Annotated in this window: 20 protein-coding genes, 1 other RNA gene and 1 pseudogene; 5 read left to right on the top strand and 17 right to left on the bottom strand. The window is 42.6% G+C overall.

What is annotated here, in order from left to right:
* Positions 1–14 precede the first annotated feature (14 nt).
* The 8 genes and pseudogenes from rnpB to BV11031_RS06885 all read right to left on the bottom strand — a co-directional run bounded on the left by rnpB (position 15) and on the right by BV11031_RS06885 (position 6,131).
* Positions 15–396: RNase P RNA component class B (rnpB, locus tag BV11031_RS06920), an RNA gene on the bottom strand.
* Between the two features lie 65 nt (positions 397–461).
* The gene (gene gpsB, locus BV11031_RS06915; RefSeq protein ID WP_003225629.1) at positions 462–758 is read right to left on the bottom strand and encodes a cell division regulator GpsB; all 297 of its coding nucleotides are present in this window, start codon (positions 756–758) and stop codon (positions 462–464) included.
* Positions 759–833: 75 nt separating this feature from the next.
* Entirely contained in the window at positions 834–1,379 is a 546-nt protein-coding gene (locus tag BV11031_RS06910) for an SLOG family protein (RefSeq protein WP_010327931.1), read from the bottom strand.
* 88 nt (positions 1,380–1,467) lie between these two features.
* Positions 1,468–1,692, bottom strand: a complete 225-nt coding sequence (gene cotD / locus BV11031_RS06905; RefSeq protein ID WP_010327930.1) for a spore coat protein CotD — start codon at positions 1,690–1,692, stop codon at positions 1,468–1,470.
* A gap of 83 nt (positions 1,693–1,775) precedes the next feature.
* Positions 1,776–1,889 (bottom strand): annotated as a pseudogene (locus tag BV11031_RS06900) (hypothetical protein); the annotation flags it as partial.
* A gap of 114 nt (positions 1,890–2,003) precedes the next feature.
* Complete coding sequence (locus tag BV11031_RS06895; RefSeq protein WP_129550710.1) at positions 2,004–3,257, bottom strand: ribonuclease H-like domain-containing protein; 1,254 nt, start codon at positions 3,255–3,257, stop codon at positions 2,004–2,006.
* A gap of 15 nt (positions 3,258–3,272) precedes the next feature.
* On the bottom strand, positions 3,273–5,522 hold the full coding sequence (mrfA, locus tag BV11031_RS06890; protein ID WP_129550709.1) for an ATP-dependent helicase MrfA: 2,250 nt from the start codon (positions 5,520–5,522) through the stop codon (positions 3,273–3,275).
* Positions 5,523–5,624: 102 nt separating this feature from the next.
* Positions 5,625–6,131 (bottom strand): PTS sugar transporter subunit IIA, encoded by a 507-nt coding sequence (locus BV11031_RS06885; RefSeq protein ID WP_010330556.1) that lies wholly within the window; start codon positions 6,129–6,131, stop codon positions 5,625–5,627.
* 138 nt (positions 6,132–6,269) lie between these two features.
* On the opposite strand from BV11031_RS06885, the gene BV11031_RS06880 reads away from it, so the two are divergent.
* Entirely contained in the window at positions 6,270–6,689 is a 420-nt protein-coding gene (locus BV11031_RS06880; protein WP_010330555.1) for an Hsp20/alpha crystallin family protein, read from the top strand.
* 17 nt (positions 6,690–6,706) lie between these two features.
* Here the strand turns inward: BV11031_RS06880 and BV11031_RS06875 are convergent, their stop codons facing one another.
* Positions 6,707–7,078, bottom strand: a complete 372-nt coding sequence (locus BV11031_RS06875; protein ID WP_010330554.1) for a YppG family protein — start codon at positions 7,076–7,078, stop codon at positions 6,707–6,709.
* A 185-nt stretch (positions 7,079–7,263) separates the two neighbouring features.
* Here BV11031_RS06875 and BV11031_RS06870 point away from each other — a divergent pair, with 185 nt between their 5' ends.
* Complete coding sequence (locus tag BV11031_RS06870) at positions 7,264–7,452, top strand: YppF family protein (protein WP_010330553.1); 189 nt, start codon at positions 7,264–7,266, stop codon at positions 7,450–7,452.
* 38 nt (positions 7,453–7,490) lie between these two features.
* On the opposite strand, the gene BV11031_RS06865 is transcribed toward BV11031_RS06870, so the two are convergent.
* Both BV11031_RS06865 and BV11031_RS06860 read right to left on the bottom strand, forming a co-directional pair.
* Entirely contained in the window at positions 7,491–7,862 is a 372-nt protein-coding gene (locus BV11031_RS06865) for a YppE family protein (RefSeq protein WP_026014532.1), read from the bottom strand.
* Between the two features lie 45 nt (positions 7,863–7,907).
* Entirely contained in the window at positions 7,908–8,153 is a 246-nt protein-coding gene (locus BV11031_RS06860) for a DUF5446 family protein (RefSeq protein WP_010330551.1), read from the bottom strand.
* A gap of 200 nt (positions 8,154–8,353) precedes the next feature.
* Here BV11031_RS06860 and sspM point away from each other — a divergent pair, with 200 nt between their 5' ends.
* Entirely contained in the window at positions 8,354–8,458 is a 105-nt protein-coding gene (gene sspM / locus BV11031_RS06855) for an acid-soluble spore protein SspM (RefSeq protein WP_010330550.1), read from the top strand.
* A gap of 24 nt (positions 8,459–8,482) precedes the next feature.
* Here the strand turns inward: sspM and BV11031_RS06850 are convergent, their stop codons facing one another.
* Positions 8,483–9,445, bottom strand: a complete 963-nt coding sequence (locus BV11031_RS06850) for a DUF2515 domain-containing protein (protein WP_082246376.1) — start codon at positions 9,443–9,445, stop codon at positions 8,483–8,485.
* Positions 9,446–9,485: 40 nt separating this feature from the next.
* Between BV11031_RS06850 and recU the strand changes: the two genes are divergently transcribed.
* Both recU and BV11031_RS06840 read left to right on the top strand, forming a co-directional pair.
* Complete coding sequence (gene recU / locus BV11031_RS06845; protein ID WP_010330548.1) at positions 9,486–10,106, top strand: Holliday junction resolvase RecU; 621 nt, start codon at positions 9,486–9,488, stop codon at positions 10,104–10,106.
* A 21-nt stretch (positions 10,107–10,127) separates the two neighbouring features.
* Positions 10,128–12,866 (top strand): transglycosylase domain-containing protein, encoded by a 2,739-nt coding sequence (locus BV11031_RS06840; protein ID WP_129550708.1) that lies wholly within the window; start codon positions 10,128–10,130, stop codon positions 12,864–12,866.
* A gap of 67 nt (positions 12,867–12,933) precedes the next feature.
* Here the strand turns inward: BV11031_RS06840 and BV11031_RS06835 are convergent, their stop codons facing one another.
* From BV11031_RS06835 to aspB, 5 genes are all read right to left on the bottom strand, one after another.
* Complete coding sequence (locus BV11031_RS06835) at positions 12,934–13,428, bottom strand: YpoC family protein (protein ID WP_010330545.1); 495 nt, start codon at positions 13,426–13,428, stop codon at positions 12,934–12,936.
* Positions 13,425–14,084, bottom strand: coding sequence for an endonuclease III (gene nth / locus BV11031_RS06830; RefSeq protein WP_010330544.1), 660 nt, complete (start codon positions 14,082–14,084; stop codon positions 13,425–13,427). Before nth ends, BV11031_RS06835 begins: the two co-directional genes overlap by 4 nt.
* Before the next feature lie 18 nt (positions 14,085–14,102).
* Positions 14,103–14,801, bottom strand: a complete 699-nt coding sequence (dnaD, locus tag BV11031_RS06825; RefSeq protein ID WP_010330543.1) for a DNA replication protein DnaD — start codon at positions 14,799–14,801, stop codon at positions 14,103–14,105.
* Positions 14,802–14,895: 94 nt separating this feature from the next.
* Entirely contained in the window at positions 14,896–16,188 is a 1,293-nt protein-coding gene (asnS, locus tag BV11031_RS06820; protein WP_039074543.1) for an asparagine--tRNA ligase, read from the bottom strand.
* A 143-nt stretch (positions 16,189–16,331) separates the two neighbouring features.
* A complete protein-coding gene (gene aspB, locus BV11031_RS06815) occupies positions 16,332–17,513 on the bottom strand; it encodes an aspartate transaminase AspB (protein ID WP_010330542.1) in 1,182 nt (393 codons plus the stop codon).
* Positions 17,514–17,531: the final 18 nt, after the last annotated feature.

The following is a 17,531-nucleotide window of genomic DNA, read 5'->3' as shown; positions in this document are numbered from 1 at the left end:
TAAGTGGTCTAACGTTCTGTAAGCCATGTTTTGTTCCGTCGTACTGCAAACGGCTTATCACCTCGTACTCGGGCGGCAATCATCTATCTACAGAAAGCATTCTGTCCTTCTCTCCGTTGAATTCCGTCAAGAAGGTTCCCCTACCAAAATTTGGGTTTCTCGCTCGAGGGGTTTACCGCGTTCCACTCTCACCATTTCTAGTGAGACTTCGTCACTGTGGCACTTTCAAGGATACTCAGCCATATCCAAAGGACGTAGGCTTTTTTCCTGCCGTCAGCCTATCAAGGCTGCCCTAGCTTATGACTTCGCTAGGCACGAACACTACGGGCATCTCAGCACCGTGCGAGCATGGACTTTCCTCTACAGATTCAAGATCTGCAGCGATTACCCGAACGTTAAGAACATGAATTATTATATAACAACTGATTGAGATTTACAAGCACCATTTTTTTCAAGCGCAATCAATCATAAAGCTTGCTTCCAAAAACGTGCTTTTCTAAGTTTGACAGCCGTTTTAAAATATCAAAGTTCGTTGTGTTAGATTGTACCGGCTGTTTTTTGCTGGCTTCTTCAAGCTGTTTTTTCAGCTGCAGATTTTCCTGCTGCAGTTCTTCAATTTCTTGATGGAAGGTTTCATAATCCTTAATAATCATATCTAAAAATTTGTCAACGTCTTCTTGCTTATAGCCTCTAACGCCTGTTTTAAATTCTTTTTCCAAAATTTCTTTTGCAGAAAGCTTTACTTTATCAGCAAGCATCTTTTTCACCTCGTATCGTGAATCATCACATATATTTTTTCAGAAATCTGTACGGTTGTCAAATTTCTCTTATTGCTATGAGTAACTGTCTTCTTCCACTGTTACTCTCAAGTCATCCATTGTAATAAAGTAAATGGGATAGCCATCCTGTTCGCGCCGCTTTTCCGCTGTCTCCAGCATGTACTTTGGAGACCCTTCCATTTCCGGATCATATAAAAGCATAAGCGCATCTGATTTATCAATGAAGAACTGATTTTTTTGTTTAAACTGAAGCGGGCTTTCATACGGCCTGTGAGTCAGGCTTTCTTCATAGTCAGCCTGTGCCAGAACAGCTTCATAAAGGTCTTTATTAGGTTCTTTCCAGTTCTTTTCCTGATCGTAAAAAGGGGTAATCACAGCTACCTTTAAATCAGGGTATTCCTCCTGCAGATCATAGGCAGCCTCAGCTGCCCAGAGTTCGGTTCCAAGCTGGCCCGAAATTAAAATCCATTCTAGTCCTTCATCTAAAAAAGCAATCAGACGATTCTTTATCGCTTTTTTTATGTAATAAAGCGCCTTGTCATCCTGCTTAAAAATCCCAAGTTCAAATGGCTTGTATCCTGTTACAGCCAATACTTTCATTCTTTCACCTGCTTTATAAAAAATGGGGCTCCCATTGGGCCCCATTTTGATGTGCTGTTGTTCTGCCATCAAGCTGCACGTTTCCATACTAGTCGAAGAAAGGTCTTCCCGCTTGAAAATGTTGATGCGTTGCTGTATCAACATTTGAGAAAGTGTGTGGAAAGTAGTGAACGTGCTGAAAATGCTGGTGATTTACGTTTGTTGTGTGCTGTGGGTGAATATGCGGCACGATCGTATTTGAAAACGTATGGTTTTCACAGCAATGAGTAGGATGGACAATTGGCGCCATCATATGCGGTCTGCAGTGATGCATGATTAAATCCCCTTTCCATAAACTTTATTACAATACTAAGTTATGAAAAATAGGGGGTACATGTTCTGATGCAATGACCTATTTTAAAAGTGTGCAATTAAGCTGTCTTTAAAGTTTGAAAATACGAAAGCAATCAAAAAAACAACGACAAAGAACAAATAAAAAACACCCTTATACATGCCAACTCTCCCTTTAAAATAACTAACGTCATTTTACAGGATTCGCCGGTATTCTACAACAGAATCGATGTGATTTGAGCAAAAAAATTTCATGGCGAAAGAAGTCGTCTTTTGCGCTTTCCCGGGGAATATTTAAGAGGAATATTTCCTCTTCAGCCGGGCGATTCTTACGTGCAGCTTTTCAATTTCTTTTTCTGAAAAGAACGCCTCATCAGTAAGTAATTGTTCTGCAATATGCAATGCTTTTCCGAACTCTTTTTTCTGATGCTCAAAAAATTTCGCGAGTTCTATCACAGCAGCGTATCTGCACTTCTGATTTTGGGAGCGGGACAGGTTTTCCCAAAGCGCCACTGCCTCTTCCAACCGGTTTTGTTTTTTGTATAGGAGCGATAAATCCAGCCGGGCTCTATCCTGATCTTCAAACGATTTTTCTTTAAGCTTTTCCAGCTGCATAACCGCTTGATCCGTTTCTTTGTGGGCCATAAACCATTTCGCCATGGCATAAGCTTCGCTGTGTTCTTTTGGCGCATGTGATTTCGATAGAATTTTTTTAGACATATGAATGTACAATGAAATAAGCGATAGCACATCCAGTTCATTATGATGCAGGACGCCTTTTAGAAGTTCCGGCTCTTGCGCCTTGATAAAATGAAAGTAAAGCATTGGCGCCAAGTAGCCCGGTGTATCTTCTTGTCTGCGGATGCCAAGCTCCTCATTTTCAACCGTGCCAAGCGATACGCGGTCCATTTTGTGTTTCCACAAGCGTCTCGCTCCGTGCAGCAGGTCAAAGTGGCCGAATTCCGGGAGCTTTGGAAGTCTGTCGCGGATCAATGTGTGCCTTGTTTTCACCTGCGGCCAATCAAAAGCTTTCCCGTTGTAGGTCACAAGCGATGTAATGTCAACCTCGCTTAAAAAGCTTTGATACAAGGCGACTTCATTCCCCGGTTTAGGCAAAAGATGCTGTTTGACTATCACTCGGTCTTCATATACCCTCGCATGCCCAAGCAAAAAAATGGTGTTTCCGGCTCCGCCTCCAAGGCCGGTCGTTTCCGTATCAAAGAAAAAGAGGCTGTTTTTGTTGTACCCTTTTGCTGACAGCGTATGCGACAGGCTGCTTTGATTCCACAATTGCATCACTTCATCAAGTTCAGAAAAACGGTATAATCCATGCCGGTGAGAAAGCGGATATTCTACTTCCCTAATAAGACAGTACTCATCTTCGAAAAAAAAAGGCTTCATGCCAAAAGTCTCCCACTCTTCTAAAAATGGAATTTCAGCATGGTTCTCAACGAGTTTGTTTTTTTGTTCGTCTTTTTCTTTTTTATGTTCCCCTTCATCGAACACCATATGCTTTTTCATTCGCTGAAGTTTCCCTTTTAATGACATACCTGGCCTCCTTCCTTATGCCATTTGATTCAGCAGCTGCAAAATACTCTTCTTTGCTTTTATCCCTTCTATTTCGGTTCCTATACATGACGGACAGCCATCATGACAAGGACATTGTGTGATGAGCTGTTTCGCCGCTTCATTTATGTCTGAAAAACGTTTGTAGACTTCCTCCGCTAAACCGATACCGCCCGGGTAATGATCGTATAAAAATATAGTCGGCAACCCCGTATGGACAGCTTTCATTTGAGAAACAACATGCACATCGTTTCGGTCACACATAATATACACGGGGACAATATGCTGGAGCACATTCGAGATGCCCAGAAGCAGCTGTTCCAGCGTCTTTTCCCCAATATCTTCGTCTGCTTTTTTGATTTCGAGCCAAGCTGCACTTGTATGCAGTTCTTCTTCCGGCAAATGAATAGGACCTGATCCAATATTTTCAAAGGTCGTCATTTTAATTTTTTTAAAGATGGTCGGCAAGGCGTTAACAGTGACATCTCCATAGTGCAATGACGCACCGCTATTTTCGTTTGTTTTATCAACTTCTAATACCTTTAGCTGAACTGCCAAATTCGCATCTGTATAATACTCGACATCGACTTTTCTGACATAAGCCTTTTTATGGTCCCAATCCAGCTTTTCTACTTGGTACTGAACCCCTTCATGCAAATAAATCGCTTCATCATGCAAAAGCGTCATCGCGCTAAAACGATCCATTTCACCGATAATCCTTACATTTGCAATATCCGATTGGTCAACAATGACGACATTTTCTTGTGATGCGGAACGCAAACTGATATTGGATGCAGGAAACGATTCACTTGCCCAATGATACCGTTCGCCATTGCGGTGAAGAACGGCCTCTTCCTGCAGGTATTCAAGAATGTCACTTACATCCATTGGTCCAAACTCCTCATCAGCTTTAAAAGGAAGCTCATAAGCCGCACATTTTAAATGGTCTACTAAAATAATCAAATTCTCCGGATTGATTCTTGCAGATTCCGGCGAACGGTTAAAGAAGTATTCAGGATGCCGCACAATATATTGATCGATCGGCGTTGAATTGGCGACCATAATAATCAAAGATTCACCGTGCCTTCTGCCGGCTCGTCCCGCCTGCTGCCATGCACTTGCCACACTTCCAGGGTAACCCGTCATCACACACACCTGCAGCTGGCCGATATCAACACCAAGCTCTAAGGCATTCGTACTGATAACTCCTAAAATCTCGCCTTCTCTCAGGCCTCTTTCGATTTCTCTCCGTTCTTTTGGAAGATAGCCTCCTCGATAGCCTCTGATTGACTTTGTCCCAATCTCTTTTTTCACAAGCTCTTGAATATGGCTTAAAATAATTTCTACCCGGACTCTGCTTCTGGCAAAGACAATGGTCTGCACTTTGTTTTTCAAGAACTCTTTCGCTAATTCATTCACTTCTGCTGTTGCGCTCTTTCTAATATTCAGCGGTTTGTTCACAAGTGGGGGATTATAAAACACAAAATGCTTCCGCCCGCTCGGGGCACCGTTGTCATCGACCAGCCGCATCGGTTTGCCCGTCAGCTGCTCTCCCAATTCCTTTGGGTTGGCAATTGTTGCGGACGTGCAAATAAAAACCGGATCACTCCCATAAAACCGGCAGATCCGCTTCAGCCGCCGGATCACATTAGCCACATGGCTCCCGAACACACCGCGATACGTATGAAGCTCATCGATAACGATATACTTAAGGTTTTCAAACAAACTGACCCATTTCGTATGATGCGGAAGAATGGCAGAATGGAGCATATCGGGATTTGTAATAACAATATGGCCAGCTTTTCTCACTTTTTGTCTGATCGCCGGAGACGTATCCCCGTCATATGTAAAGCTTTTAATATCAATGCCCATTTCATCAATGATTTCATTCAGCTCGCTCTTTTGGTCCTGTGCCAGCGCTTTTGTCGGGAATAAATAAAGCGCCCGGTTTGTTTCGTCTTGGGCGATGGACTGCAGGACTGGGAGGTTATAGCATAACGTTTTTCCTGATGCGGTTGGCGTTACGGTAACGATGCTTTCCCCTTCTTGCACATATTGGAAAGCGGAATATTGGTGGGTATATAGTTTCTCAATGCCCCTTTTCGAAAGGGCTGCTTTTATTCTCTCGTCTATACTTTCAGGCATTGGCCTTGTTTTTGCTTCACGAGGCTCTATTTCATGCCAATTCACAACGTTTTCATTTCCTTTTAACTCGGAAATGAGCTCAGGCAGTGATTTCTTTTTCATTCTTTACACCTCTTTGTCAAGTACAGTTTACCGAATATTTGTTTGCATGGCTAGGTGCAAATTTTATACAATCGAATAAAAAAAGCAAGGCATGCGCCCTGCTTATTTCGCTTTTATTGTAAGGAGCTTTGTTTCACCTTTGTGCGCAGCCTTTTCGCCAGCCGGCACAATTGAACCTACAGCTTCACCGTTCATGATCACGATTGGAATGACCGTACTGCTCGCTTTTTCTTTTATTAATTCCAAATCACACGTAATCAGCGGGTCACCAACCTTCACTTTGTCCCCTTCTTTTATGTGGGCAGTAAATCCTTCTCCGTTCATATTGACCGTTTCCAGCCCAACGTGAATTAACAGTTCAATTCCCGAGCGAGTCCGAATGCCCACGGCGTGTTTAGTATGGAAAATCTGAATCACTTCACCTTCAACAGGTGAAACGATGTCACCGTTTGCTGGTTCCACCGCTATTCCTTCCCCCATCATTTTCTGTGAAAAAACCGGGTCTGGCACATCTGTTAGGTCCATAACCGTACCGTCTGCCGGAGAATAAATAACCTCTTCCGCCGCTTTATCCTGAGTTTTTCCCATACCGAATAATTTTTTCAGCAATGTATTTTCTCCCTTCTCATTCACTTCAACCGTTATCCCTTCATTCACCACTATTTAACCACACTTTCAATTTTGCTTCAATTTATAACAACATCTGGCATAGGCGCATAATCTGGTTAAAAAAAGGCGGTGGCAGATTTGGAATTCCCTGATGACAAAAAGAACGAATTGCAAAAGAAAGAAGAAATCACAACGGAGGCAATGGACCACCTTTTTCAATCCTCAACGTTCGGCAACCTTTTAAAAGGATTTCAGAACCTGATCAACTCGAGTTTACAAGATGTACAGACGACTATACATGTCAGAGAAAGAGATACCGGGCTGTATGTCGACATCATGATTCCGGAGTCGTTTCGAGATGGAGAGATCGTCGTTGATATTAAAACGAGGTATCTGCATGTAACACTCCAAGAGAAACAGAAACAGCAAAATGAGGCCACATTTACAAGCATGACAAGAACGGTGCAGCTGCCTTATGAAGTACACCAAGATGATATGGAAACATCTTGGAACGAGCAGACAATGACGCTTTTCTTTCCAAAAAACAAGCATGAATGAGCGATTCATTCATGCTTCTATCCTTTAAAAAAGCTGGTAAATCCCTTTATTAAAGATCCGACTTGATTCATTGCGCTCATCACTTGGCCTGTCGTATCCATCATTTTATTAAAATCAAATTGCCCGTTGGCTTTTTTGAATTGCGACATGATACTTTGAAATTGTGAGGGCTGCTGCTGGTTAGGTCTTGGGATTGGATAAGGGTTGGAAAATACAGAAGGCTGCATAGGCAACGAATAGTGTGGAGAATACGTTTGATAAAAATCCTGCTGCCCATAATGCTGCTGCGGCCAGTATTGTCCAGGTACTGCCTGTTGATAATATCCTTGCATTTGCTGAGGATCATAATAACTCATTTGCCGAGGATAGCTTTGAGAATTCCTGTTCATTACGATTCCCCCTAAACTCAACATATTTCTCTTCAATATAGTATGAATGAAGTCTATTGGTTGTGTCACAATGCCTGATTCGCTTTTGTCAAATTGTGTCGAAAGTTTAAATTTTTTAAAAACAGAAAAAAGTCGAATCATTATGGTACTATATCTTCAATACAGATGAGAGGGGATGCACCATAATGAACGTATCATACTTAAGCAAACGTTTTGCAGAAATGAAGAAATATGAAACAGACTGTATGAATAAACTGATGGACTTTGCCAAGTTCCTCTATATTCAAGGACATCTCAGCACAATTGAGTTTCGTAACAGTATGAAGGTTCTCGAAGCACATGGAGCAGAAAGTCCGGCGTATGAGTTGAATTAGCGTCCGGCCCCCTATAACAAACTTAAAGAAGACAGCCTTTACCGGCTGTCTTCTCTTGCTATTTCTTCCTTTACTGCATGCAATGTATAAAGGACAGACTCAGTGATGTCCTTGAATCGTTTTTTATGAATATGGTGAACATAGGATTGAAGGACCATTTCCAGGAAATTATCCTTTACGGTCTCAATTTGTTCTTTATGCACATATTTCGGACGGCGGGCTTTTATCCATTCAAGTGCCCCTTTGGCCCAGTGAGCCGCCAGATCATCATTCTCTTCAACGGCAGGCTTTATCGTCTCAAAAAAATCATATGAAAGATCACTGTCTTTTCCTTTCTGGTATCGATCAGCGCCATTTTCAGCAGCTTCAATCATTTGCTCGGTCATTTCCAGCAATGTTTGTGATTGCAACATTCTTCACCTCAATGGATATCGTACCAAATTTCACACGCAAATTCAGCCGATACGGTATACCTTTTCAAATGCATACCTGTGTTCAGGTGATTGATGCAGCTCGTCTATACAAATATGAAGGTCCATGATTTCTTCTTCCAGCACACTCAGGCGACCGTTTTCCGTTTCCCGCATCTCAGCCTCACATGCGTTTAAGGAATGATTCAGGCTTTGCTCAGCTCGGGTCAATTCATCTTCTATATCAGAAAGCATACGGAGAATATCTGTCTTGCTTACGTAACCGGACATTCGTGTACCTCCCTTTTTCCTCATCTCTCCCGGTTAAGATTCTTTGCTCTTCAAGCTCTTTCCTTCCTCATGACAAAACTAGAAGCAAATCGCCAAACAAACAGGTATTCCACGAAAAGCTGAAGTTTTCGACAAAAACACCCGCAAAAATTGTATGATCCGCCCCCTTAATGCAAACGATATTTGTGAGGAGGTGCCGTATGAAAACCAGACCGAAAAAAGCCGGCCAGCAAAAAAAGAATGAATCAAAAGCAATCGATTCTTTAGATAAAAAATTAGGCGGCCCAAACCGCCCTTCTACGTAAGAAGCAAGGAAATTCCTTGCTTCTTTATTTTTTCAGCCAATGCTCCACCGCAAAAAGCGCATGAAGCTGACGTTTTTTATGCAGATACCAGTCTGTCAATTCAATCTGCTTCGGCAATTCCTCACGCCTAAAGAATGCTTTCTTCATCTTTCCATGAAACCAATCCGTTTTCTTTCCGTCTAATGAGTGGATGAACTCAGGGTAGCATGTCCTTAACATAGGAGATGTTCTCTTTGTGATCCCAATCATTTTTTCCATATCAAAACGGGAGCCTGTGTGCGGCACTGTGTGCAAATAGTGATAAAAAGAAGAGAACAATTCCGGACTGAACAGCAATTCAGACAGCTGCTTTCCCAGCCGTATCCTTTCCATTGTTTTAGAAAAGCGTTTTACTGAAATGCCGTAAAGAAACCCGTCTGAAGAAGGAAAAATAACGGTGTTAAAATGAAACCAGTCACTTAAATAAAAAGGAATCGTGTCAAAAACGTTCTTTTTAAACGAAGGATTTTGTATAATAGGTGTTTGGATAGTGTTTTGTTCATTTATAATGAGGGCATACATCAGCCGCTCCGTGTTTCTCTCATGCCAAAAACGGGCCCATTCTTCTGCCATAAATCGCGAGACGCCAAACACATGGAGATGATGGAACAGCGGTTTCCCGATGTTTTTTGACCAGTGGTACAAAAGAAGCTGCGGATAGGCATCCGAAAAAATAAGCCAGTTCGCTCTTTCATAGGCTAAAAAGAACCACTTTTGCTGTCTCTCACGGAGTCCGAGCTGAAACAGGCTGCCTTTTAAGTCAGTCATTGACCAGCCGGCATTGCGAGAAACAAAAGATGCCAAGAGCGACCATTTGATTTCCGGATGACGGTCATAAAATGCTTTATATGCGTTCGTTCTTGAAATGTTATCTGCGTTTTTTGCTTTTGTCTGCCGCTCAATCCCGCTCAGAAGCTTTCTGATGGCCTGTTGTTCTTGCATGTACATTCACTTCCGTCACGAATAGTTTAATAAGGAGGATGAGAAAATGATTCGGTATCCTAACGGAAAAACGTTTCAGCCGAAACATTCGGTTTCATCCCAAAACAGTCAGAAAAGGGCCCCGTCCTACAGTAATCGCGGAATGACCCTCGAAGATGACTTAAACGAAACGAATAAGTATTATCTGACAAACCAAATTGCCGTCATACACAAAAAGCCGACACCTGTTCAAATTGTAAATGTCCATTATCCAAAAAGAAGTGCCGCAGTGATAAAAGAAGCTTACTTCAAACAATCATCAACGACAGATTATAACGGGATTTACAAAGGGCGGTATATTGATTTTGAGGCGAAAGAAACAAAAAACAAGACCTCTTTCCCCTTGCAGAATTTTCATGATCATCAAATCGAACATATGAAGCAGGTAATGGCTCAAGACGGTATTTGTTTTGTTATTATATCCGCTTTCGACCAGGTTTATTTTTTGGAAGCCGATAAACTGTTTGATTTCTGGGAAAGAAAAGAAAAAAACGGCAGAAAATCAATTCGAAAAGATGAATTAGAGGAAGCGGCGTATCCGATTTCTCTTGGATACGCACCTAGAATTGATTATATTAGTATTATAGAACAGCTTTATTTTTCGCCGTCATCTAGTGCGAAAGGTTGATTAACGAAAGGTTGAGATGTTATGTCAGATCAATTTACCAGCCGTGAAGCTCGACGAAAAGCGAACAGCAAATCGAGTCCTTCACCGAAAAAAGGCAAGAAACGAAAAAAAGGCGGATTGTTTAAAAAGACCCTTTTTACTTTACTCATTCTATTTGTTTTAGGCGTAGTCGGCGGTGCCGTCACATTTGCCGTCATGGTTTCAGATGCGCCAAAGCTTGACGAAAATAAATTAAAGACGCCTTATTCTTCGACAATATATGATAGAAATGGAGAAGAAATCGCTGAGTACGGCTCCGAAAAACGGACCTACGTCTCGATAGATGAAATTCCCGATACTGTAAAAGAAGCCTTTATTGCGACAGAGGATGCCCGTTTTTATGAACACCACGGAATTGACCCTGTCCGTATCGGCGGCGCCTTAGTCGCCAACTTTACAGACGGCTTCGGTGCTGAAGGCGGAAGTACGATCACCCAGCAGGTCGTCAAGAACTCCCTTCTTTCTCATCAGAAGACGCTGAAACGGAAGGTGCAGGAAGTATGGCTTTCGATTCAGCTGGAGCGCAATTACTCTAAAGATGAAATTTTAGAAATGTATTTAAACCGGATTTATTTTTCTCCTAGAGCATATGGAATCGGAAAAGCGGCGGAAGAATTTTTCGGCGTCACAGATTTAAGCAAATTGACTGTAGAACAAGCGGCAACACTTGCGGGCATGCCGCAAAGCCCGACAGCGTACAATCCCGTTAAAAACCCGGATAAAGCGGAAAAAAGACGGAACATCGTACTCAGTCTGATGAAAAAACAAAAATTTATTTCTGATCCTGAATATAATAAAGCCAAAAATGTGGCGATGAAAGACGAAGGCGTTGTATCACAACAGGAATATGAAAAAAACAATTCAAACAAATATAGCGCGTTTGTTGAAGAAGTCATGAAAGAAATTGAAGACAAATCTGATGTCAATCCAGGAACTGACGGATTAAAAATTTATACAACATTAGATACGAAAGCACAAGACAAACTAAATGAATTAATGGACGGAGACACCGTCGGATTTACTGAAGGCATGCAGGGCGGCGTTACCCTTCTCGATACAAAAAATGGAGAAATTCGAGCGATTGGCGCTGGGCGCAATCAGCCTGTCGGAGGCTTTAACTATGCAACTCAAACTAAGGCACAGCCTGGTTCGACCATAAAGCCGATTTTAGACTACGGTCCAGTTATTGAAAACAAAAAATGGTCTACGTATGAACAAATTGATGACTCAGCATATACGTATTCTAACGGAAAACCAATCCGTGATTGGGACCGTAAATATCTAGGGCCTATCTCTATGCGTTATGCACTTGCACAATCTAGAAATATTCCAGCCTTAAAAGCATTTCAGGCAGCTGGTAAAGATGCTGCAGTAGACTTTGCAAACGGTCTTGGACTGGGATTAACAAGGGATAATGTATCAGAGGCCTACTCAATTGGCGGATTTGGTGGAGACGATGGTGTTTCTCCTCTAACTATGGCAGGCGCATACAGCGCGTTTGGAAATAACGGAACGTATAACGACCCGCATTTTGTGAAGTCTATTGAATTCAACGATGGCACAAAGCTTGATTTAACACCGAAATCAAAGTCAGCAATGAGCGATTATACTGCGTTTATGATTACAGATATGCTGAAAACAGCTGTTAAAACAGGTACTGGACAGCTCGCTCAAGTCCCTGGAGTAGAAGTAGCCGGAAAAACTGGGACTACAAACTTTGATGAAACGACTATACAAAAATACAATATTGCGTCAGGTGGTGTACCTGATTCTTGGTTTGTGGGATATACACCTCAATATACCGCTGCTGTATGGACAGGTGTAGACTCTAACAACAAATTAGGGAAAAAATCTTTAAATAAAACAGAACAGCAGGTTGCAAAACGTCTATTCGCCCAGCTCATTGCCGATGTCGATGACGGAAGCGGATCGTTTGAGAAGCCTGACAGCGTGGTCGAAGCCACTGTAGAAAAAGGTTCTAACCCGGCGAAATTGGCGGGGCCAAATACGCCGAGCGACAAAAAGCTTACGGAGTACTTTGTCAAAGGCACTGCCCCTTCTACTGTTTCTAAAACTTATGAAAAAGAAGAAACAGATAAACCGACTGGCTTAAGCGTGAAATATGACAAAGACAATCAATCTCTGACTTTAAGCTGGAAATATGACGGTGATGCCACCTTTGAAGTGAAGCAGTCTGTCGATGGCGGCAGCTATTCAGAGATTCAGAACAGTTCTGCAAAAGAAGCCGTCATATCCGGTGTACAGCCTGGATCTGTGTATAAATTTCAAGTAACAGCCATCAGTGACGATGTCCGCAGCGATACAGCTGCCACTTCTTATGAAGTGCCAAAGGATGAAGATGAAGAAGATAAAGACGACGAAGAGAAAACCGATGATGAAAAGCAAGATGAAGATAAATCTCAGGATGATACACAGACTGATGATTCGCAAACAGACGACAGTCAGACAAATCAAGATCAGACAGATGATTCAACGAACAATCAAGACAAAAAACAAGACAACACGAACACCAATCCGTCCGACAACAGCAATCAAGACCAAACCAATGATAACAGCAACAGCAACAACAATCAGGGTACGTCGGATGGTGATTCAAACTCAGATACAAATGATTCATCAGGATCTGATACAAATAAAAACAAAACGAACACGTCTGACAAAAAACAAACAAATTCATCATCAACTGATAAAGCAAATTAAACAAATAGCCGTCACCTTGGGTGATGGCTTTTTTCATCATAAAAAAACCTCCCCTTGAAGGGAGGTTTTAGCGATTCATCGCAGCATATTTATAAAAATGCTTTTTCATTTCAGCAAACAGCTCATCAAGCTGAATAAAGCAATGGTATTGGGTCGGCTTTAGAAGAATAAATTCTACTCGTTCAGGCCAATTGATCGGCTTTACGGGAAATGATTTCTCTGTCAGTTCTGGCCAATCGAGCGATTTTACCCGCTCACCCGCTGTCCAGTGGAACGAAGCCAGCAAACACACAATGCCCTTCAACATGTCGTTTTGGTCACATCTCGATTTTCTTGTTTGAAAGACTGGGAGAAGTGATTCCTTAATGTCTTCCCACACTTCAAATAAAATTGGAACGTATTTGCCGCTGTCTTCCCATGGAAAAACGTCTTGAGATTCCATGCAGAGGTCAAAGTACACAGGGTTGATTCGCAAGGCTTCTGTGATATCCAAGGCGTTCATCTGGCCAAGACTGCTCAAGTGCTGCTCATAGGAAGCCAACACTTCTTTGGCTTGCGTCATCGTTTCACCAGTCCTTTTTTATCTCTTTTCTGCCCTTCTCTGCACAGAGACAGCAGCGGACATTCCGCACAGCGCGGAGACTGGGCCTTACAGTGATATCTGCCAAAGAAAATAAGCCGGTGATGCGTAACAGACCAGTCTTCTTTTGGAACCTTGCGCATCAGCGTCTTTTCCACTTCCAGCACCGAGTCCTTCCATCGGCAGATTCCCAGACGTTTGCTGACTCTCTCCACATGGGTATCTACGGCAATGGCCGGTACGCCAAAGGCAACAGATACTACGACATTAGCGGTCTTTCTTCCGACACCAGGCAGTTTGACAAGCTCATCGCGGTCTTCCGGCACTTCCCCGCCGTAATCTTCAATAATCATTTTACTCAATTTTTGAATATTCTTGGCCTTATTGCGATACAAACCGATCGATTTAATATCTTGCTGAAGTTCTTCCAGCGAAACAGCCAGATAGTCTTCAGGCCGTTTATATTTTTGAAATAATGTTTTGGTCACTCTGTTTACAAGTGCATCTGTGCATTGCGCTGATAAAGCGACTGCCACCACTAATTCAAAAGGATTGGAATGAACCAGTTCACACTCTGCGTGGGGAAACATGTCGCCTATCTTGTCTAGACAGAATTCAATTTGTTTTAGATTTAACACGATTGTCACCTTTTCACTTTATTGTTCAAGCCAATTGTAAAAAGGAACCTGCCTTTTATACTCTTTTTGGGGTTCAGTTTGCTTTGTTTGTACCCGCCGGAATTTCTGGCTGTGGATTTTTGCCTGCTCCACAGTTTTCAGCCCGTTTTTCTTCCACTCAAACAAAATCCGGTCAATGTAGCGGAAACTGAGTTTCCCTGACAGTACCGCCTCTTTTAAGGCGTGTTTGATCAGCTGTGCGTCATGCTGATCTTGATCCTGCCAAATGGCCAATGTTTCACACTCCAAAGGTGATAACGGCCTTGCGAACTCCTCCTCAAAAATCGTATAAAGGCTTTTTTGTTCCCCTTCTGCTTTTCTTTCCTGCGTTTGATTCTGTGCAAGCTGTATATACTCGTACAGCTTGGCCCATAAAGGCTGAAGAGAATATTTCTCAAATTTGATGCCGTTTTGGTCCTCGCATTCTTCAATAAACAGAAAACCTTTTTGAATAAACATCCGCAATCTGTTTGTGCATTCTTCGACAGAAATTGACATCCCTTCCTGCAGCTGATTCGGTGTAGGAAAATAAGAACCTTTTTCTAAATGCATTTTAATTTTCAATAGCAGTATAAATTCTGTTTCATTGAGCCCAAGCTGTTTATAATTCGTAAGCAGAAGATTGGGGATTGTTGAGGTTCCCTGTTCCTGCATATCAATAAATTGCTGTTTTTTCATCGTCACACCTCTTACTGTAAAGGATCATGATGTCCCCTTTACTGTAAAAAGTCTCCCTTGCAGGAGACTCTTTTTCTTGTTTCATTTGAATGTATTATGGATATAGACGGTTTAACAGTCTTGGGAACGGAATGGTTTCACGAACGTGAGGCGCTCCGCTAATCCAAGCTACTGTCCGCTCTAATCCAAGGCCGAAGCCTGAATGAGGAACTGATCCATATTTTCTAAGTTCAGCATACCATTTATATGCGTCAGAATCCAGTCCATGTTCTTTAAGACGCGCTTCCAGAAGCTCCATATCATGAATCCGCTCAGATCCGCCGATAATTTCTCCATAGCCTTCCGGCGCAATCAGGTCAGCGCACAGCACGACATCGTCACGGTCAGGAGCCGGCTGCATATAGAATGGCTTTAATGACGTCGGGTAGCGAGTAATGAACACCGGTTTGTCATAGTGTTCAGCAATCGCTGTTTCATGAGGCGCCCCGAAGTCGTCTCCCCACTCGATATCGTCAAAGCCTTTTTCTTTAAGAAAATCAATTGCTTCATCATACGTGATTCTTGGGAACGGAGCTTTCATTTGCTCAAGTTTTGATGTGTCTCTTCCTAATGTGTTTAATTCAATTTTGCAATTCTTAAGAACCGATTGCACGATGAAAGAAACGTAATTTTCCTGTACTTGAAGGTTCTCTTCAAACTCCACAAAGGCCATTTCCGGTTCGATCATCCAGAATTCGATCAAGTGGCGCTTTGTTTTAGACTTTTCCGCTCTGAATGTCGGCCCGAAGGAGAATACTTTTCCTAAAGCCATTGCCGCAGCTTCCATGTAGAGCTGACCGCTCTGGGACAGGTACGCATCTTCATCAAAATACTTTGTCGCAAAAAGCTCTGTTGTTCCTTCAGGTGCGCTTCCAGTCAGAATCGGCGGGTCCACTTTTACGAAGCCTTCGTTATTAAAGAATTCGTAAGTCGCGCGAATGATTTCATTACGGATTTTCATGATCGCGTGCTGGCGTTTTGAACGGAGCCATAAATGTCTGTGGTCCATCAAGAATTCTGTGCCGTGTTCTTTTGGCGTAATTGGATAATCAGTCGCTTCGTGAATGACTTCAATACCGGTTACAGCTAGTTCATAACCAAGCGGAGATCGCTCGTCCTCTTTTACAATCCCTTTTATATAGAGTGACGTTTCCTGTGTCACTGATTTAGCTGTTTGGAAAATGCTTTCTTCCACTTCCGCTTTGACTACGACACCTTGAATAAACCCGGTACCGTCCCGCAGCTGCAAAAACGCGATTTTCCCGCTTGAACGCTTATTAGCGACCCAAGCTCCGATCGTTACTTCCTCACCTACGTGCTTATACACTTGGTTGATTGTTGTTTTCAACATATTTCCCTCCAAAACAAGAAAGACATTCGGAAGCCCATTGCCCCGCGAACTCTTTTATCATCACTTTATTATACCCGCTCTTAACTAGCCGGGTCAATGCAGATAAAAAGCGGCTTTTCAGTCAGCCGCTTTTTGATCTGTTAGCTATGTTTTTCTACAAATCGTTTGATTCTTTCAACCGCTTTTTCAAGAAGCTCTAGCGATGTGGCATAAGAAAGACGGACATTATCAGGAGAGCCAAAACCGGATCCTGGAACAATCGCAACTTTCTCCTCCTCAAGAAGCGCTTTTACAAATTCATCTACATCATTGAAACCGCAAGATTGAGCCGCTTCTTTTGCATTCGGGAAAAGGTAAAAAGCACCTTCCGGCTTCACACAGCTGAATCCGGGGATTTCCGCGAGCTTCGGATAGATTGTATTTAATCTATGTTCAAATGCTACTCTCATTTCTTCCAGCGGCTCAGAAGGCCCATTATAAGCAGCAATCGCTCCGTACTGTGCGATTGATGTCGGATTTGACGTGCTGTGGCTTGCTAGGTTCGTCATCGCTTTAATAATGTCTTCAGCCCCAGCCGCATACCCGATTCTCCAGCCCGTCATGCTGTGTGACTTCGACACGCCGTTAATAATAACCGTTTGCTCTTTCAGGCTGTCAGACAGCTCGGCAATGGAAACGTGTTTCTTTCCGCTGTATGTAAGTTTTTCATAAATTTCGTCAGACACAATCAGGATGTCATGTTCAAGGCATACTTCACCGAGCGCCGCCAGTTCGTCTTCCGTATACATAACACCTGTCGGGTTGCTTGGAGAATTAATGACGATCGCTTTTGTTTTATCCGTGATCGCATATTTCAGCTGTTCAGGAGAAAGTTTGAAATGATTATCCTCAAGCCCCTCTACATAAACAGGCTTTCCGCCAGCGAGTTTTACCTGTTCTGGATAACTCACCCAGTAAGGCGTTGGTATAATGACTTCATCTCCTTCATCCAAAATCACTTGGAAAAGGGTGTACAGCGCATGTTTAGCACCAGTGCAGACAATGATTTGCGACGGTTTGTATTCAATATTCTGGTCACGTTTAAATTTCTCAGCAATGCTGTTTTTGAGTTCAGCCAGACCACCTGAAGGCGTGTATTTCGTATGGCCTTCATTCATAGAACGCAAAGCAGCATCAATAATGTGCTGCGGTGTATTGAAGTCAGGTTCGCCTGCCCCTAAGCCGATGACATCATGGCCTGCCGCTTTCAGTTCTTTCGCTTTTGCTGTGATAGCCAGTGTGGTAGACGGTGTTAATGCGGATACTCTTTTTGCCAGTTTCAACTTGAACTCCCCCTAATT

The organism is Bacillus vallismortis, assembly GCF_004116955.1.
Classification (GTDB): Bacteria; Bacillota; Bacilli; order Bacillales; family Bacillaceae; genus Bacillus; species Bacillus vallismortis.
Note: the sequence above shows the minus strand (reverse complement) of the source record. Positions and strands in the feature narration are given on the sequence as shown.

Bases quoted from the DNA above. Each gene is read 5' to 3' on its own strand.
- gpsB (WP_003225629.1), bottom strand. From the start codon at position 758: ATGCTTGCTGATAAAGTAAAGCTTTCTGCAAAAGAAATTTTGGAAAAA.
- BV11031_RS06910 (WP_010327931.1), bottom strand. From the start codon at position 1,379: ATGAAAGTATTGGCTGTAACAGGATACAAGCCATTTGAACTTGGGATT.
- cotD (WP_010327930.1), bottom strand. From the start codon at position 1,692: ATGCATCACTGCAGACCGCATATGATGGCGCCAATTGTCCATCCTACT.
- BV11031_RS06895 (WP_129550710.1), bottom strand. From the start codon at position 3,257: ATGTCATTAAAAGGGAAACTTCAGCGAATGAAAAAGCATATGGTGTTC.
- mrfA (WP_129550709.1), bottom strand. From the start codon at position 5,522: ATGAAAAAGAAATCACTGCCTGAGCTCATTTCCGAGTTAAAAGGAAAT.
- BV11031_RS06875 (WP_010330554.1), bottom strand. From the start codon at position 7,078: ATGAACAGGAATTCTCAAAGCTATCCTCGGCAAATGAGTTATTATGAT.
- BV11031_RS06870 (WP_010330553.1), top strand. From the start codon at position 7,264: ATGAACGTATCATACTTAAGCAAACGTTTTGCAGAAATGAAGAAATAT.
- BV11031_RS06860 (WP_010330551.1), bottom strand. From the start codon at position 8,153: ATGTCCGGTTACGTAAGCAAGACAGATATTCTCCGTATGCTTTCTGAT.
- sspM (WP_010330550.1), top strand. From the start codon at position 8,354: ATGAAAACCAGACCGAAAAAAGCCGGCCAGCAAAAAAAGAATGAATCA.
- BV11031_RS06850 (WP_082246376.1), bottom strand. From the start codon at position 9,445: ATGTACATGCAAGAACAACAGGCCATCAGAAAGCTTCTGAGCGGGATT.
- recU (WP_010330548.1), top strand. From the start codon at position 9,486: ATGATTCGGTATCCTAACGGAAAAACGTTTCAGCCGAAACATTCGGTT.
- BV11031_RS06840 (WP_129550708.1), top strand. From the start codon at position 10,128: ATGTCAGATCAATTTACCAGCCGTGAAGCTCGACGAAAAGCGAACAGC.
- BV11031_RS06835 (WP_010330545.1), bottom strand. From the start codon at position 13,428: ATGACGCAAGCCAAAGAAGTGTTGGCTTCCTATGAGCAGCACTTGAGC.
- dnaD (WP_010330543.1), bottom strand. From the start codon at position 14,801: ATGAAAAAACAGCAATTTATTGATATGCAGGAACAGGGAACCTCAACA.